This is a genomic window from Methylomonas sp. MS20, assembly GCF_050275925.1.
Taxonomy (GTDB): Bacteria; Pseudomonadota; Gammaproteobacteria; order Methylococcales; family Methylomonadaceae; genus Methylomonas; species Methylomonas koyamae_A.
On sequence record NZ_CP189962.1, the window covers coordinates 4698000 to 4716981 of the forward strand.

General features: G+C 54.9%; 4 protein-coding genes. All 4 read right to left on the bottom strand.

Annotated features, from left to right (window positions below; translation table 11 throughout):
- Positions 1 to 5 precede the first annotated feature (5 nt).
- Positions 6 to 7682, bottom strand: coding sequence for a non-ribosomal peptide synthetase (locus ACQE3D_RS21045; RefSeq protein ID WP_313730585.1), 7677 nt, complete (start codon positions 7680 to 7682; stop codon positions 6 to 8).
- A gap of 79 nt (positions 7683 to 7761) precedes the next feature.
- Complete coding sequence (locus ACQE3D_RS21050; RefSeq protein ID WP_139306186.1) at positions 7762 to 8562, bottom strand: class I SAM-dependent methyltransferase; 801 nt, start codon at positions 8560 to 8562, stop codon at positions 7762 to 7764.
- 99 nt (positions 8563 to 8661) lie between these two features.
- On the bottom strand, positions 8662 to 13326 hold the full coding sequence (locus ACQE3D_RS21055) for a non-ribosomal peptide synthetase (protein ID WP_313730584.1): 4665 nt from the start codon (positions 13324 to 13326) through the stop codon (positions 8662 to 8664).
- Positions 13323 to 18974: a polyketide synthase gene (locus ACQE3D_RS21060; protein WP_313730583.1), complete on the bottom strand. Its 5652-nt coding sequence runs from the start codon at positions 18972 to 18974 to the stop codon at positions 13323 to 13325. Before ACQE3D_RS21060 ends, ACQE3D_RS21055 begins: the two co-directional genes overlap by 4 nt.
- Positions 18975 to 18982 lie beyond the last annotated feature (8 nt).

Consider the following 18982-nt stretch of genomic DNA (forward strand, 5'->3'; position numbering starts at 1 on the left):
TCCGTTCAGACGACCTTTTGCTGGCTGCGGTCCCGCTTAACCAGTTTTGGCCCCGCCTGACCGGCCTTTTCGATTGTCGACAATCTTTCGGCCAACAAGGCAATGGTCGGTGCTTCGAAAATTAGCCTTAACGGCACTTCGATCTGCAATTGCTTGCGGATTAACGCGACGATCCGCGTCGCTTTTAACGAATGTCCACCCAAATTGAAAAAATCGTCGCAAACACCAATAGCTTCGTTATTCAAAACCTGTTGCCAGATCGCCAACAGTTCTCGCTCCGTTTCATTGCGTGGGGCGACTTTCAGCGCCGATGTCGATGCGAAGGGATCGGGCAATAGAGCGTAGTCGACCTTACCGTTTTTATTTAACGGAAATTCGCCGACCTCCATCCAGACGTCCGGCAGCAAATAGCGCGGCAAGCGCTCAGCCGTTGCCGCCACCAAGCCGTCGCGATCGAACGCGCAACCGGACTTGACAATGACATACGCCACCAAGGTGTTATCGCCGCCGGGATCTTTAACGGCCTGCACCAGCACATCCCGCACCGAATCCTGCGCCTTAATCGCCGCCTCTACTTCTTGCGCCTCGATGCGGTAACCCCTGATCTTGAATTGCCTATCGGCACGACCGAGAAACTCCAAACTGCCGTCCATTCTCATGGAAACCAAATCACCGGTCGCATACAGCCTGCTGCCGGGCCTCTTGGCATAAGGATGGGGAATAAATGCCGCAGCCGTGAGTGCCGGCTTGCGGTAATAGCCGTAAGCAACTCCCTCCCCCGCGACATACAAGCGGCCTAGCGCACCAATGGGTTGCAAGCGCAGTTCGCTATCCAATACCCAAGCCTCCGAATGGGCAATGGCCTTGCCGATGGGCACGCTAGCTGCCAACGCGGACGCTTGAGTTATCCGCTGACAACAACTAAAAGTGGTGTTTTCGGTAGGCCCGTAACCGTTAACAAAGGTCGCGGCAGGAAAGCGCTGCAATAGGCGGCGCACGTGTTCCGCCGACACCACGTCGCCGCCGGCTAGCAACTGCCGGACGCTGGCCAGGTTCTCGAGCTGTTCGTCGACCATCTGCTGGAACAGGCCGGCCGTCAACCAAAGGATCGTAATGCCTTGCTGCTCGATATAAACACCCAGCTGTTGCAAGCTGGGTTGGTCTTGTTCCACTACCGATAATTCCGCGCCATTCAATAACGGCGCCCAAATTTCGAAAGTCGAAGCGTCGAACGACAACGGCGCAAACTGCAAGAATTTGTCTTTTTCCGAAATTGTCACGTAATCGCTATCGACGACCAAACGAATCACGCTACGCTGACTGACAAAAACCCCTTTCGGTTTGCCGGTGGAACCGGAAGTATAGGAGACATAAGCGACGGCCGCCGACGGAATCACTCGCCGAGGAGGCGTTTCGCCGAGGTCTTGATTTATTGGCTCATAGGGGTCGAAGCCCTGCACGCCGTTGAGTTCGAATCCGCCGCGCTGAATCGATAGACGCACGCCAGCATCCCGGCATAATGCCTCGGCCCGTTGCGTGGGAAGATCCAACTCCAATCCAAGATAAGCGGCGCCAGCCTTAATAATGCCGAGCACGGCAATAATCCGCATGCAGGACCTCGGCAACGCAACCGCGACGATGTCGCCCGGCTTGACACCAGCCATCGTTAAACGTTTGGCGATATGATTGGCCTCGGCGTTCAGCTCGGCGTAACTGTAACGGGCATCCAGACCGCGCAAGGCAATTTTTTCCCCGCAACGCGCGGCAGTTTGCTCGAATAAGCCGGCCAAATCCGGCGTCGGCAGCGGCGGTTCAATCCCGGCACTGATCTGCGTCAGCCAAGTCTGCTCGGCGACCGTCAGCATTTTCAAGTCGGCTATACGTTGCTCGGCGGATTCGGCCAAACCGTTTAACAAGCCTATGAAATGCCGCATCACTTGTTGCAAATAGCTTTCCGCATAACGGGCTTTGTTGTACAGACAAGTCAACCGCCATGGCCGACCGGGGCTGATGACGACGGTCAAATCGTAGTGGGTCTGTTCCCTGGTTTGCACATCGGTGACCGTTAATTCGGCCTGACTATCGCCTTCCTCGGCTTGTAGATGATAGTTTTCGAACACCAACAAGTGGTCGGGCGCACCTTGTTTAGGCTGGCTCTCCGCCATGGTTAAAAATTGGTAAGCCTGGCTGCTGCTATTGTGTTGGTGCAAACGGTTTAACAACACAAAAACCGGTTCCGCTTCGTCAAACCTAACCCGCACCGGCACCGCATTAATCAACAAACCCACCATCTGCTCGATATTGGCGATGGCGCTCGGCCGGCCCGAAACCACGGTGCCGAAAACCACGTCCCGCCTGTCGTTATAGCGCCCGAGCAAGATGCCCCAGGCCGCTTGCATCAAGGCATTGACAGTAAGCTTATAGCGTTTGGCGGTCTGCTGCAGCCGCTCCGGCAAATCGGCCGGCAGCGTTTGCTTGAATTCGGCTTGGCCTTGCTGTTGGGTGGGATGAGACGGCAATGCGGCCACTTCGTCGTAGCCTTCCAGATAATCAGCCCAGAATCGGCCGGCGGCCTGTGTATCCTGCTCCTGCAACCAGCGCAAATATTGGCTGAAGGGCGGCGACGCCGGCAGCTGCGGCTCGGCATGACTTAGAATGCCCAAATAAAGCCGGGTCATTTCGTTCATCAAGATTCCGACACTCCAGCCATCCAATAAAATATGATGAAAACTCCAAACCAAATACCAGCGCTGGTCGGGTAAGCGAATCAGCTTAACCCTCACCGGCGCTCGTTCGGCTAAGTTAAACGGCTGCTCCAAATCCTGTCGTAAATAATCCGCCAAGCTCCGCAATGCCTTTCCGTCCTCGCGCCAATCTTCCACGCCAAAATTCGAGTCGGCGTGCTTCAGCACGATTTGCAAGGGTTTACGCGCTTGGTCGTCGACGAATACCGTGCGTAATATGCCGTGCCGCGCAACCAACTGCTCCCAAGCCTTGCGGTAGCCGTCGCAGTCCAAGGCCCCCTGTAAACTAAAGCTGATCTGCTCGTGGTAAGCACTGGAAGCGGGTTCCCGTACGGCGTGATAGAGCATGCCTTCCTGCATCGGCGTCAACGGGCAAACATCGCCGAGGTTTTGCCGGTAAGCACTCAGCAGTTCGTCCAATTCATCAAGGCTCAAATTGCCGTGGCAAAGATCGGACGGCGTCGGCACGGCTAAGGTTTGCCGCAGGCAATGATCTATGACCGCTTCTAAGTTTTCTTTGTATAAGCGGCTCAAGCGCTGCATGGCATCTTCGGCAAACAAATGCCGGTCATAGCGCCATTCGATACACAAGCGATCTTCCAACACCATCGCACTGAATTCCAAGGCGGCGGGCCTCATTCCCTGCCCCGCGACCGCCGCGCCGACGTCGTTGCTCAAGGCGCGATACAGGCCGGCGTCGTCGTTGCGCTCGAAACGCCCCAAATAATTGAACACCAAGTCCGCGGCAAACCCCAAATCAGCCGCCGACCTTAATTCGGCCGGCGTCAAATAGCGCAACACGCCGTAACCGATGCCTTTATTGGGCACGTGTCGCAGATGTTCTTTCAGCCAGCGAATTTGATAACTTAAATCCCGATTCGGCTGCTTTTCCAATACCACGGGATAAAGGGAGGTAAACCAACCGACGGTCCGACTAACATCCAATTCCGGCAATACTGGTTCGCGGCCGTGACCTTCCAGCAATAACACCGTTCGGGTCAAACCGCTCCAGGCTTCCAAGGCCGATAACCAGGCCGCCAATAACAGGTCTTCGACCCGCGTGTTATAGGCAGCATGGGCTTGCTGCAATAATTGCCGCGTCCGGTCGGCGCTTAATTGAGATTGATGGCTCAGCGCATCCTGGTAGCAACAAGCTTTTCCGGACCAGGAAGCGGCGCTTTTACTAGCCGATTGCGCACGCCAATAGGCTAAATCGTCCAGCAAGGCCGGCTGCCGGCTATAGCGCGACAAGCCTTCCGCCCAGTCGGCATAACTATCGGTTTGCCGAGGCAGTTCATGCACTTCCCCGCGGCTCAAGGCATCGTATAAGGCGCTGAAATCTTCCAATAAAATGCGCCACGACACACCGTCGATCAGCAAATGATGCACGACTATCAATAAGCGGTCGGCGGCCGGGCATTGGTACACCACCAAGCGGATTAACGGCGCTTTATCCACCTCGAAACTTTGCTGCACGACGGCGGCATGCGCGACCATGGCCGCTTCGACGTCCGCCGCCGACAACAGCGAAACCGCTTGCACCGCGATGCGGCAGCGATCCTCCGCTAGAATCTCGGCTGCCATGCCTTGCTCTACCGAATGAAAACAACTGCGCAAGGCCTCGTGGTGTTGCAATAACTGCTGCCAAGCGCGCTCCAGATAGGGGATTTGCCAACTTCCGCTACACGCTTCCAGCAAGGCTGTGTGATTAAAATGATGGGCTTGACTGCCCTGTTGCTCGAAAAACCATCGTTGTATCGGCGTCAATGGCAAACGACCGTTGAGCTGGCGCGTTTTGTTTTCGACGGACAGCACTTTTAACTGCGGCGCTAAAGCCTGTATGGTCGGGTAGCGGAACAAATCCTGAACGTCGATTCGATAACCCTGCTTACGCAATTGAGACACCACCCGAATCGCCTGAATCGAATCCCCGCCCAAGGCGAAAAAATCGTCTTGCACGCCGACATGCTCTTGTTGCAACAGTTTTTGCCAAACTTGAACCAATAAACCTTCTTCCGCCGTTTCGGCCGCCAAATAAGGCTGGTCCGCCGCCGTTTCGGGTGCCGGCAAAGCCTGCCGGTTTACCTTGCCGTTGACCGTCAACGGAAACTGCGACATATACACAAAGCAGCCAGGCACCATGTAAATCGGCAACTGTTTGGCGACCAGCTCCCTTAATTCGGCGGTTTTTAACGCCTCTCCGGTCCGTGTGAGGTAATAAGCAACCAAGGTTTGCTGGCCTTGCTGGTTTTCGATCAGCATGACCACGGCTTGTTCGATAACCGACTCCCGTAGCAAGGCTTGCTCGATCTCGCCCAATTCGATCCGGAAGCCGTGGAATTGGACTTGTTGGTCCAGACGTCCCAAATACTCTAGCTCGCCATCGTCCAAATAACGGCCGCTATCTCCGGTACGATAAAACAGCTTATCCAACCCTAATTGGGGTAAGTGCACAAAACGCTGAGCAGACAGTTCGGCCCGGTTCCAATAACCCAAACACACCCCGGCACCACCGACGTACAACTCGCCGGGCACACCCGGCGCAACCAATTGGCCGTAACGGTTCAAAAGATAAACCGATAGATCCGGCAAGGGTTTGCCGATCACGCTGCCGGGTAAACTGATTTGCTCGGGGGCAATTTTTTTAAAGGTGACGTGTACGGTGGTTTCGGTGATGCCGTACATATTGATCAATTGCGGCCGGTCTCCGTAGGCTTCGAACCAGGGTTTCAACTGCTTGAACTCCAGGGTTTCGCCACCAAAAACCACGTAACGCAACGCCGATAGCTTGACGGTGTGTTGCCGGTCGACATCGATCAACTGTTTGAACGCGGTCGGCGTCTGGTTCAGCACCGTCACCTGTTCCCTGCCTAACAAGGCATGAAAATCGTCCGGGGAACGGCTGATCCAATACGGCACGATCACTAAACGGCCGCCGTAGGCCAGAGCCCCCCACATTTCCCAAACCGAAAAATCGAAAGCGTATGAATGGAACAAACACCAAACGTCGTCGGCATTGAATTCGAACAGCGTATCGGCCGCCGAAAACAAGCGGGCCATATTGCCATGGCTCACCAACACGCCCTTGGGCTGGCCGGTGGAGCCCGAGGTATAAATCACATACGCAGGACTATCCGGCCTTGCCTGCCAATTCGCCGGCAAATGGGTTGCGGCGTTCAACTCGGCGACAGCCACTGTTTCCAAGCGTGGCGCCACATCCGTCAACTGAACGGCTTTGTCTTGCGTCGTCAACAGCATTTTGATCCCCGAATCCCCGGCGATGAAACGCATCCGTTGTTCGGGCAACAATGGGTCCAGCGGCACATAAACCATACCCGCTTTCAATACCGCCAACACGGCGACCACCAACTCCAGGGAGCGATCGAAGCATAAGCCGACGAAATCCCCGGCCGTTAAACCTAGATCGTACAAACGCCGACCAAGATGAGTAGCATAAGCGTCCAGCTCGGCATAACTACACTGTTGCGCTTCGTAGCTCAATGCAATCGCGTCGGGCGCCGTATGAACGGCACGTTCGAAACGTAACAATAAGGCATCGAAGCTAAAGCAGGTTATACCTTGCTCAGTCTGTTGAATAATTGCTTGCCGACCTCGCGCGTCCAACAACGAAATTTCCGCTAATTTCGCTTCCGGCGATTCGATAATTTGCCGCAAAATTTGGCATAAATGCGCCTCGATGTAGCGATGCATATCGGCTTGATACTCCGAGCCGTAGGCCATTTGCACCTTAATGCCGCACTCGGCGGGCAAAAACTGGATGTCAAACGGATAATGAGTGCGCTCGATCACCTCGTTGGCTTGCACGCTTAATTCGGCATTCTCTTGAGCCGACATCTGCTTAAAGCGTTCGTCGAGCGGAAAATTTTCCAAGGTCACATGGGTGCTGATCAGGCGGTTTTGCAAGGGGTGTTGGCTCTGGATGGTCGAAAGCAGCGAATAATGATGCGCCTCCGCCTCAATCGCCCGCGCCTGAATAGTCAACAATAAGTCCCTAACGCTGATCGTCGGCGTAAGCAACACTCTGACCGGAATGGTATTGATAAATAAACCGACAATCCGCTCGACATGGTCGATCTCGGCCGGCCGGCCCGACACCGTGGTACCGAATACCACGTCCTCGCTACCGTTGTAATGAGCCAACAATATGGCCCATGCAGCGTGCAAGATGCTGTTCAAGCTGACTTGAACGGTCTTGGTCAAGCCTTGAATGCCGTTAAAAATGGCCTCGGGTAATAGAAAAGACGCTCGAATACGACCGGAATTCTGGAATGAAGAAGTCGAAATAAACGGCAATTTCACTTCGTCTTGATAGTCCGCCAGATAATCGCGCCAAAACGCCAAAGACTGTTGCTTATCCTTTCCTTCCAACCATTTCACATACTGTGCGAAGGGAGTCGTAAACGGCAATTCGCTATTTGGATTCGCATAGAGCGCGGTACATTCCGCCAATAGAATCCCTAAAGACCAGCCGTCCAAAATAATATGATGGTGGGTCCAAATGACCTCGGTCAAATCGTCCCGCAACTGCAACAAGGTAAAACGCGTCAGGCAATCTTGCTGTAACCGAAATCCGCGTTTACGGTCTTTCAACTTAATTTGCCGGCGCCGCTGTAATTGCTCCTGCACCTCTAAATGGCGCAAGTCGATAGTCTCGAAAACCGGGGATTGTTTTTTCAAAATCACCTGTAACGGTCGCTCGGCTCCGGCATGAAAGAACAAGGCCCGCAAAATTTCGTGACGTTCGAATAATTTGTCCCATACTTGGCTGAATCGTCGCGGATCGAAGCGCCCATTTAACAAATAGGCAATCTGCTGAATATAAGAATCGTCCTGATTAGATAAGGCGTGAAATAAAAACCCTTCCTGTAAAGGCGTCAACGGATAAATATTCGCCACATTTTGTTTATCGACAGCCAAGGTACAAATCCTATTTATTATCTAATATTCAAGATGACCGACATTAAAAACCGAAACACATTCCGGATGGTTTATCTCGTCAATGCTTATCGATCAGGCGCAATGCGCTTTCAGCAATCGACTTTTGATCCCAATCCAGAAAATGTTCTTTGAACGCCGTTATTTTTCTTATTACGGTATAACTATTTTGGTGTAACTTATACGGCTCAAAAAAGCTGAGCAACTCAAAATCAGAAAATTGACTCACCTGTTTTAACTTCAGTTGCTTAACAAACATTGCACACTTTGGGCAGCCGTTAACCGTATTATGAAAAATCATTAATCCGCCATTCGGATTCACAAGCGGCCAGTATTCATCGAAAAACGCTTCATAGTCCAATGCATCATTCCAAGCCAGATCAATAGGCAGATGCGATGGCGCGATAATCGAACTATGATTAATCGCCGACGATTTCGACAAAGTCATAAAGCGCTCCAAACCCAAGGCAGTCAATGCCTCCATTACCTTCGGAGCGGAGCTATATTCCTCGGAGAAATCATCAAAAGCATAAAGCATGGGCTGATACTCTGGCTCATAAAACCTGGGATCGGCACCGGTCGGCTGCGCTAAAAACCAGTCTCTTTGAGATTCAACGGTGTTCGCAACTTGATGAGCCTCTCGAGTTTTAGCGATTAACAAAGGCCGTTCTCGGTCAACGTCCTGCTGATTATCTGAAAGCGCTTTGACAATGAAAGGCGTTGTATAACCCATGCCAAATTCCACTACAGACCTAGGACGCACGCTGCGAATCAAGCTATAAAGTAATGGCGCTAAATGCTCCGTGCCTGATAAAGGACTATAGAGCGAAGCTGTTCCAGATATAAACCGAGCATCTAACATAGATTTCGTCCACTTTTAATTTTAGATGCTTGAGTTCGCTCTTGAAACAAACACTCTATTAAGGCCAAAGGCTAAACAAAATAAAAACGTTAAAGCGGTTTATATTTGCGCCAGAAAATCGTCCAATTGATTGATATCAAATCCATCGTAATCGATATCCGACGGCGTCAAGGATTGCGCCTTGCAAGTGGCGGCATGATCGATAATCGCCAATAAAGCCTGCTCGAACGCCGCCGCAAACTCGCCTACCCGTTCGCCGCGATACACCTGCCGGGGATACGCTATTTCAAACATTAATCGACCTGCCGCATGCCGACCGACAAATTCGATCAAATACGGCGTCCGTGCATTGGGCGACATGATGGCGCCGATGTTTTCATCGGTGTAAGTAAAGCGGCCCCGACTATGCTCACCGAACTGGCCCAGATAGTTAAAACTGATCGCGGGGTCTTGGAATGAATGCCGGTTTGTAGCATCGTCCATATAGCGAACCAAACCGTAACCCAGGCCCTTGTCGGGAATTGCGCGCAGGGCTTCCTTGACGGTTTTGATCAAATACCCCAAATCCCGATTGGCGGGATATTCCAGGCTAACCGGATAACGCGTGGTAAACCAGCCTATCGTGCGGCTAAGATCCACATCGTCCAGTACATCCCGGCCATGCCCTTCCAATATCAGACTCAGTGCCGAATCCCCCGCCCATTGGTGATAAGCCGACAGCAAGGCGGCCAGCAACAAATCGTTGGCTTCCGTACCGTAGGCATGGTGGACGCCGGTCAAAAACCGCTCGCTATAGTCTTCATCGAACTCGACCTTAACGATGTCAAGGTCTTGATATTTAACATCCAGACCGTCCAAACAAGGTGACAAAGTTTGCCGCCGCCAATAATCGTGTTGTTCGGCGATGATCTTCGCGCCCTGTTGCCGCAACTGCTGCATCCAGACACTCAACGACGTGGTCTGCGGCGGCGCTTGCCAAGCGCTGCCTTGTTGATAAGCGTCATCCAGCTCTTCCATCAATATCCGCCAGGATACGCCGTCGATAATCAAATGGTGCGCCAGTAATAACAAGAACTGCTTGTCCGGCAGCCGGTAATATACGGCTTTCAGTAACGGCCCGACCGTCAAGTCGAACGACTTTTGCAGTTCGGCCGCATGTGCGCTTAAGTCCGCCATCGAAGGCAGTTCCAGCTCGAAAAAAGCCAGGCGCTCGCCGTCGGCATAAAACTGTCGCCACTGCCCGTCTTGGTATTGGTAGCGCAGCAAAAACGCATCGTGACCTTGGCAAACCTGCAGCAGCGCCTGCCTAAGACGCTCGGCATCCAGCGCTTCGGTTTCCAATAAAAAAGCCTGGTTGAAATGATGAAAATCGCAGCCGTGATACCTAAAGAAATGCTGCTGAATCGGCGTCAACGGCAGTTCGCCTTCGGCCTTGTCCAACACTTCCGCAACTGCCTTGAGCGGGCTCAATCTAGGCGCCAATCGGCTTAGCGACGGATAGGCAAACAAATCCCGCACTTCCAGCTTCCAACCTTGCTGCCGCAAGCGGGAAACGATCTGCAAAGCCTTGATCGAATCGCCGCCGGAGGCGAAGAAATTATCCTCGCGGCCGATGCCGTCCAGCCCTAACACCCCGCACCAGACTTGCGCCAGCAGGCTTTCGCGCTCGCCCTGCGCCGCGCCGCCCAGTTCGTCGCTCAGACGCTGCGCCTCGGAACATTTCGGTAAGGCTTTTCGGTCGATTTTGCCGGAAGCGTTGACCGGCAAACGCTCCAACACCACAAAATGCGCAGGAATCATATACTCCGGCAGTTGCTTGGCCAGGCCGGCACGCAAATCGGCAAGGCTGGGCTTGTCTTGCACGACCAAGTAAGCGACGATCTCGACCGATTCGCCCCGATTGACCACGGCCACGGCTTGCAAAACACCGGGAAGCTTAAGCAATTGGGCATCGATTTCGCCCAACTCGATACGGTAGCCGCGAATTTTGACTTGTCCATCCAGGCGGCCCAGAAACTCGATTTCACCGTATCGATTGACCCGCCCTTGATCGCCGGTTCGGTAATAGCGTTGGCCGCCATCCGCCGGCACAAAGCGCTCCGCGGTCAATGCCGGTCGTTGCCAATAAGCCAATGCCAACGCCCTGCCGCTGATCACAATTTCGCCGGCCAAGCCGTCGGGCTGCCGGTTGCCGTAAATATCGACGATTTCCACCTCGGCATGGTCCAGCGCGCTGCCGATACTGACCGCGGCGGCGGCGTAACGGCGCTGTAGATCGACGCGATGCAGCGTGGCGTCGACGGTACATTCGGTCGGGCCGTAGACGTTGTAGATTTCCAAGCGGCCGCCTTCAGAACCGCTCGCGATTGTTTCAATGAGCGGCGGCGGTAATGCCTCGCCGCCGACGATCAATTGTCTTAACCGCAAATCGCCGCGCTCGGCCAAACCCGCCTCGAGCATGATTTGCAACAAAGTCGGCGTGCAATCGCTTAAATCAATCGCTTGGCTTTGCAAAAAAGCCAACAACATCGGCCCGTCCCGCCGCGCTTCGTCGTCGCAAATATGCAAACAATGGCCCTGCAGCAGCGCGGCGAAAATCTGTTGCACCGAGGCGTCGAAAATAAACGAGGCCATCAACGCGACATTCATCACCTCGCCGCGCTGACGGTAAATCCGGTCCGTCAAAGTGCCGACCAAACCCAGCACGGATTGTTGGCTGATCAACACTCCCTTGGGCTGGCCGGTCGAACCGGAGGTATAAATCAAGTAAGCCGGCGCTTGCGCGGGGACGTTAGGCATTGGTAAAGAACTGGCCGGCTGCTGCAAATCCCGGCAATCGATATGCGCATACGCCGGAAACAGGGATTCCCGGCCCACCACGGCGGCAACCTGAGCGTCCTGCAAGATAAATTCGATACGCGCCCGCGGTAAGGTCGTTTCTAACGGCAAATACGCGCAACCGGCTTTTAAAATGCCGATCAACGCCACCAGATAATCGTTGCCGCGCGGTAAATAAATCGCCACGATAGCGCCGGGCCGAATGCCGGCCGACGCCAAGCGCCAAGCGAGCGCCGCGGCCCGATCCGACAATTGCCGGTAGGTCAAGACCTGCCGCCCGTCGTTCAAAGCCTTGGCCTCGGGAGTCTTCGCCACCTGAGCGTCGAATACCGAAATCAAATTTTCTCGGCCCGGCTCGGCAAGACTAGGTATACGGCCGCCGCGAGGTTCGCACAGCCGCACATCGGCGACCGCCACGTCCGGGTTTTCCACGATGCCTTGCAATATTTTGCTGTAATGCAGCACCATGTTTTCGATTGTCGGCGCATCGTACAAATCGGTGCTGTATTCGAACACGCCCTGTATCCGGCCTTGTTCCAAGCCCAACTCCAAGGTTAAATCGAATTTGGCGGCTTCGCTAGGCAAGGGTTCGCGCTGCATGGTCAGCCCTTTGAGCGCGACGTCCGCTATCGGCGCGTTCTGCCAAAGAAACATGATTTGCACCAAAGGATTGGAACCGAAGTCCCGTTCCGGTTTCAGTGCTTCGACCAAACGCTCGAACGGCACATACTGCAAATCAAAGGCCTTAAGACAAAAATCCTTAACCTGCGCCAACAGCTCGCCGACCCGGGAATTGCCGTCGATACAAGCGCGCAACGGCAGGGTATTGACGAAAAAGCCGACGACAGGCTCCAGGCCCGGCAGGTTGCGGTTGGCGACCTGGGTGCCGACCAACAAATCGTCACGGCCGCTATAGCGCTGCAACAAGATGAAATAGGCCGTTAACAACAATACGAAAAGACTGACGCCTTGGCTGTCGGCCAAGCGCTCCAACTGTCCGCTCAACGCCGTATCAAGCCGCAGCGGACAAGTTGAACCGCGGTAACTACGCGCTTCCGGCCGACTTTTACCGGTAAGCAAATCCAGGCGGTATTCGCTACCCGCCAAGAGCTGACACCAACGCTGGACACCCTGCTCGATCAAGGCATGCTGCCTTGGCCTTTGCTGCCATAACGCATAATCCCGGTAACGAACAGCAATGTCTTCCTGATGGGGTTCGCTGCCGTCCATATAGCGTTGATATGCCAAACCCAATTCCCGGCTTAAAATACCCATCGACCAGCCGTCACCAATAATATGGTGCATCGCCATTAACAACACCCATTCTTGGTGGCTATAACGAATCAGTCTCACCCTGGATAGAGGGGCATGTGCCAGATCGAAGCGAATCGCAGCCATCCGACTTTTAGCCTGCGCCAATAAAGCTTGTTTTTCGCTGTCGGGGTAAGCGGAAATATCCTCCACTACCATCTCGAAATCCAAAGCCTCGGCTATCGTTTGCAGCGCCACGCCGTCGTCGTTTTCTTTGAATGAGGTACGCAGGCTTTCATGACGGCGAATCAAATACGCGAAACTGCGGCGCAACTTTTCGACGTCCAAGTCGCCCGACAAGCGGCTGGCCATCAGGATATTGTAGGTAGGCGTCGCACCTTCCAATTTAAACAAAAACCATAGCCGCTGCTGAGCCATGGACAAAGGCACGACATTAGCATCGGCAAAGCGGCCCAACGGTTCGTTCAACGCACCTTTGCTGTCCTCCGCTTGCCGGAGCAAGGCCGTCAATTCGGCCTTGTTGGCTTTCAACAGCGCCATGGTGTCCGGTGTCATGGCGCCCTTGGCCGCTTTAAAGCGCAGTTCCCCTTGCTCTAAATAAAGCCGGATGCCTTGTTGACTTAACTGTTCGAGCAAATCGGCAACCGAGCTCAAATCACACCGCCTTCGTATTCGGATTCGTCGTCTTCGTTTTCATCCTCATGCACAACCGACAGGCGTATCGCGGCTTGCAGAGCCTGAATCCGGTCGGCCAAGCGGGCGATGGTGCTGTATTCGAAGACCAACTTCACTTCCAGGTTCATATTCAGAAGCTCTTTGAGTCGCGATACGACCCGAATCGCAATCAAGGAATCCCCGCCCAACGCTGCGAACTCGTCGTGTATGCCCGGCTGGGCGACGCCGAGCACATCGGACCAAACCCCGGCGATCAATTGCTGGATTTCGTTTTCCGGCGCGACATAGCGCTGGGCCAAATGCGGCCGCTGGTGGCCGCTTGGCCGAGACTCGGCGGCGGATTCCACTGTCGACGGACTCAGCTCCCGGCCGCGCCCGGTTCGAATCAACAGCTGACGGTAGCCCGACGCCAACGCTCTACGCAGGGCTTCGCAACCTTCGACATCGCTAATGCCCCCTTGCAAAATAGAACCTGAGCTATCGGCGACCCGCCGTTCGAACGCGACCGCTTGACCTATGCTTTGCCAACGGTCCCAGTCCAAGGCATAAACCCTGCCCAAGTCATGGCGACGGCAATAATGGGCAAAAGCATCCAAATAGCTGTTCGCTGCGGTATAGGCGATATTTCCCTGGCCGCCGGTGATGGCATTCAGCGACGAAAATAAGGCGACAAAATCCAATTGCTTGAAATCCAGGCATTGCTGCAACACCTGGGTTCCGACGACTTTGGGTTGTAACTCGGCCAAAGAGCGCGACTGGTCTTGCAGATCAATAAAGCCGCGGCTATCGCTGGCGGCAATATGGAAAACCCCATCCAAGCCACCGTAGGCCGACTGGGCTCGCTCAACTGCGATTTGCATGGCTTGACTATCACAAACATCGGCCGTGCAAACCAGCACTTCGGCGCCGATTCTTTGCATATCCAGCAAGCTGTCCATGGTTTCGCCCTGCGGCCTGGCGCGGGTATGGCCGCCTCCGGTTGCAAGCCGTCTTTGCCCCGGCGCCCGACCGATGACCAAGCAACAATCGGTTTTCACCCGCGCCTCGGCTTCACCCGGGAACACCGCCACATCGGCAAACAAACCGCTATCCGCCAGGACCCCGTGCCAAGCATCCGGACTCAACAGTGGCGTCGTGCCTGCCCGCAGTTCGGTATCGTTAAAATACCACCAGCCCTCGGCCAACCCCCACACCATCTCGTACCAACGTGGAATCGGCGGCGTTTCCACCAAACACAACACCCCACCCGGCTTCAACAAGCGGCTGAGTTGCGTAATGGCTTTGCCAACATCCGGCGTCGCATGCACGACATCCAAGCCGTAAATCAAGTCAAAACTTTGAAACTCGAAACCTTGGGCAACCGGATCCTGAAAAATATCGAATACCGCAAAGCGCATGAAATCAAAGCCTTGCGCTTGCGCTTGTTGCTGTACTTTCAGCACAAACGACTTGCCGATATCGGTGAAATAATATTCAACCTTCTTGCCCCGCAAACTGGGTGCGATCTGACCGGTGAGCACACCGCTGCCGCCGCCGACTTCGAGTATCCTGACGACGCCATCGGAACGGTCGAGGATGCGATGTACTAAATGTTTTAATAACTGGTAATAAACCCTGTGATTGGAGTGTTCGATGGTTTTTTTACCGGTTTCCGAAATCAGGCTGCGGTCGCCGTCCGGATACAGCACGCCGATCGCGGCTATTTTGCCGGACAAGGCTTCGGCAAAATGGGCCACGCAGTGCGCCACCATTTCGCATAAGGGCTTAAATCCCGGATAATCGCTATCGATCAGACCTTCGAGTTGCCGAATTTCACTGGGCCAATCGCTAGGTTCATCTGAGTTGAAACGAAAAAGCTCGCCCTGCCAAACGATCAAATCGTCTCGTTGCAAAATTGCCAATAACAGGCCTAAAAATTTGTCGAATTTGGTCAGCACTTGCAAGTGAGCGCCGACCTCACTAACGGTCCACCACTTGCCGCCGTAAGGCGGGATGCCGGACTGCGCGAAGAAATTCAACAAATGCAGACTGCATAATTGCTCCAGCGCCTGCTGCAAGCCCGGAAAATCATCCAAGCCGGGAATCCGCAACTCGGCTATCAGCGTTCGCTCGGTCTGCGTCAAGTCCGCGACCAGGGCATGAAAATCCTTGCTATCGTTTAATTCGATGACAGACGGCCACAGGCTGGGATCCGGAAACGTTTGCCGGCTGGTCAACAGCAATCTGGCTTGATACTTACGCGCCAAAAATCCGGCCAGCAACATACCGATACCGCCCAAGCCGCCGGTAATCAAATAACGACCGCCGCGTTTCAAAACATCCTGGCTGGGTTCCGGCAATTCCAGGCTTTCGAGCACCGGCTGCCAATAATAACCGTTCCGCCACGCCAACACCGGATGCTTGGGATGCAAGGCCAAAATTTCCGGCCGCACCGTTTGGCCGGCATCGAGATCGACCAAACGGCACTGCATGTGCGGATATTCCTGCGGCACGACTTTAACCGGGCCCAGCAATAAAGCCTGTAACGGCGACAGCGCTGTTTCCGCGCCGCTCACTTCGAACAAGTCGCGGGTGACGACGCTGATGCGGCACGGCGTACCCGGCGACAAGCGCTGCCATGCCTTGCAAAAATTCAGCAAGCCCAGATAAGGCTCGGCGTAAGATGCTTGGCTCTGGTGCCAGGCATACACCACTTCCAGCACCTGGCCCGCCAAGCCCAAGTCGCCGATTAAACGCTCGAAATCGTCTTCCCGGGCCGGATTTAAAGTACAAACTCCATCGCTGACAGTTCGGTAATTCGCCGCCATGTTTATTTGGCGCCATGGTTGCGAAGCCGCTTCCAAATCTAGTCCTTCGGCGCCGACAAACGCCAAATAGCCGTCCGCCGCCGGCAGATCGGTTGTCGGCGGCAACAAGCAGCGCTGCCAATTAACCGTAGAGAACCAATGGCTCAAATCCGCGCTCTCGTCCCGGCAAGGCGCTTGGCTATCGGCTGTTCTCGCCTCGACCCAGTAACGCTGGCGCTGAAAAGGATACGTCGGTAGGGCCAAGCGTTGCCGCTGCTGATCTTGATAAAAACGCTGCCAATCGACCGCGATGCCGGCGCGCCAAAGCTCGGCAACACAGGCCTGTAAATCGGAACCCGCATCGGCCAAGGTGCCCAAGGCCGCTTGTCCACCTTGCAACAGCGGCTTGGCCAAGACCTGCAAGGTATGTCCGGCACCGACTTCCAATAACAGCAATTGCCCGAATTCGGCGCACAGCGTCTGCAAGCCGTCGGCGAAACGCACCGGTTTCAGCATGTGTTGTTGCCAATACGCAGCCGACGAATCGGTCGCATCGTACCAGCCACCGCTCAAGTTGGAGACAAAGGGAATGGCATTGGACTGCAGACTAAGCGTTTGGAAGGACTCGGCAAACTGGTCTGCCGCCGTCCGCATCAACGGCGAATGGAAAGCATGGGACACCGCCAAGGGATGATAGGCAATGCCTTGCTCTTTCAGGGTCGGCAATAAGCGATCGATGGCCGTTTGACTGCCGCTTAACACGCATTGGTTTTCGGCATTCACCGCCGCCAACACCAAGTCTTCAGTCAACCAGTACCGGCATTGCGCTTCCGTCGCCCTGACCGCCAGCATACCGCCGGGCGGCGCTTCCGCCATCAAGCTAGCGCGTTCCGCCACCAGCGTTAAAGCCTGTTCCACGCTAAATACCCCAGCGAGACAGGCCGCGACGTATTCGCCCAAACTGTGGCCTATCATCGCCGCAGGTGCGATGCCCCAGGAAATCAATTGCTTGGCCAAGGCGTATTCGAAAACAAATAACGCCGGCTGAGTATGTTCGGTTTGCCGTAGCCGCCACTCCGCCTGTTGCTCCTGCCCAGGCTCTGGAAACATCAAAGCCCTTAAATCCAAATCCAACAGCGCTTGTAAATAGTCGCAGCAAACGTCCACTTCCTGCTTAAACACCGCTTCGCTCTGGTAAAGAGCCAGTCCCATGCCGGCTTTTTGCGTGCCCTGGCCGGGAAACATAAACACCAGCGCCGGTTTGACGGTCGCATCATAGCCTTCCTCCTCACGGCTCAAGGCTTGCGCCGCTTGCTGCAGGTTTTCCGCCAACACGAACCGCCTTAGCGGCAGTTCTCGGCGACCGACCGCTAGACTATAAGCCACATCGGCCAGCGACAATTCTTTCCGCTGGGTTAAATGCTCGGCCAGCGACACCGCCAGCCGCGCCAAGGCTTCCGGCGATTTGGCTGATAAGGGCAGGATTTGCCGCGCTCCGCCGGCGTCGGCGGAATGCAGGATTTCGGGGGCTTCTTCCAGCACCACGTGAGCGTTGGTGCCGCCGATACCGAAAGAACTGACGCCAGCGCGGCGCGGGCACTCGGTCCGCGGCCAATCCTGCAACTGTCGGTTGACGTAGAAAGGACTTTGCTGGAAATCGATGTTCGGATTGGCTTGATGGAAATGCAGCGACGCCGGAATTTGCTGGTGCCGCAACATCAATGCCGCCTTGATCAAACCGGCGATGCCGGCCGCGGTATCCATATGGCCGAGATTGGTTTTAATCGAACCCAACGCGCAATATTGCTTTTGCTTCGCCCTGGCGAAAGCCTGTTTCAGCGCGGCCACCTCGATCGGATCACCCAGCGGCGTCGCCGTGCCGTGGGCTTCGATATAACCGATACTATCGGCCGATACGCCCGCCACGGCCAGGGCTTCCGCAATAACCGCCGCTTGGCCGTTGACGCTGGGCGCGGTAAATCCCAGTTTATCGGCACCGTCGTTATTGACCGCCGAGCCTTTGATGACCGCATAAATCGTATCACTATCCCGTAGGGCATCCTCCAGGCGTTTGAGCAACACCAGCCCGGCGCCGCTGGCAGGCACCGTACCGCCCGCCTGGGCGTCGAAGGCCCGGCAATGGCCGTCCGCCGAAGGAATTCCGCCTTCTTGGTAGAAATAACCCGCCCGTTGCGGCACCAATAACGTCGCCCCGCCCGCGATGGCCGCGTCGCATTGATAATCCCACAGGCTTTGGCAGGCGTAATGCACGGCAACCAGAGAGGTCGAGCAGGCCGTATTGACCGCGACCGCCGGGCCTTTCAAATTCAATTTATACGCCAAACGGGTGGCGGCAAAGTCTTTATCGCTGCCGATCAGCATTTGGTAAAAATCGGTCGATTCTTTCAGCCGGTAATCGCTCAACAAATGGCTGAGCAAATAGATATTCATGCCCACGCCGACATAAGCGGCAATATCGCCTTCGAAGCGGTCAGGGTCTAATGCAGCCCTTTCCAATAGCTGCCAAGCGCATTCGAGCAAGACCCGTTGCTGAGGGTCCATCAATTCGGCTTCGCGCGGCGTGTAACCGAACAAATGCGCATCGAAATTTTCGATGCCTTCGATCATGCCTTTGGCTTTGACATAAGCCGGCTGCGCCAACTGCGACGGCGAAACACCGGCGGCAAGCAGTTCCTCGTCGGAAAAAAACCGTATGCCCTCTTCGCCCTGAATCAACAAGCGCCATAAGTCCTCGATACCGTCCGCTTTCGGAAAGCGGCACGCCATGCTGACGATCGCGATCGGCTCCAATTCGTTTTCCGCTGACTGTTGTTCGTTCATGGTTGCGC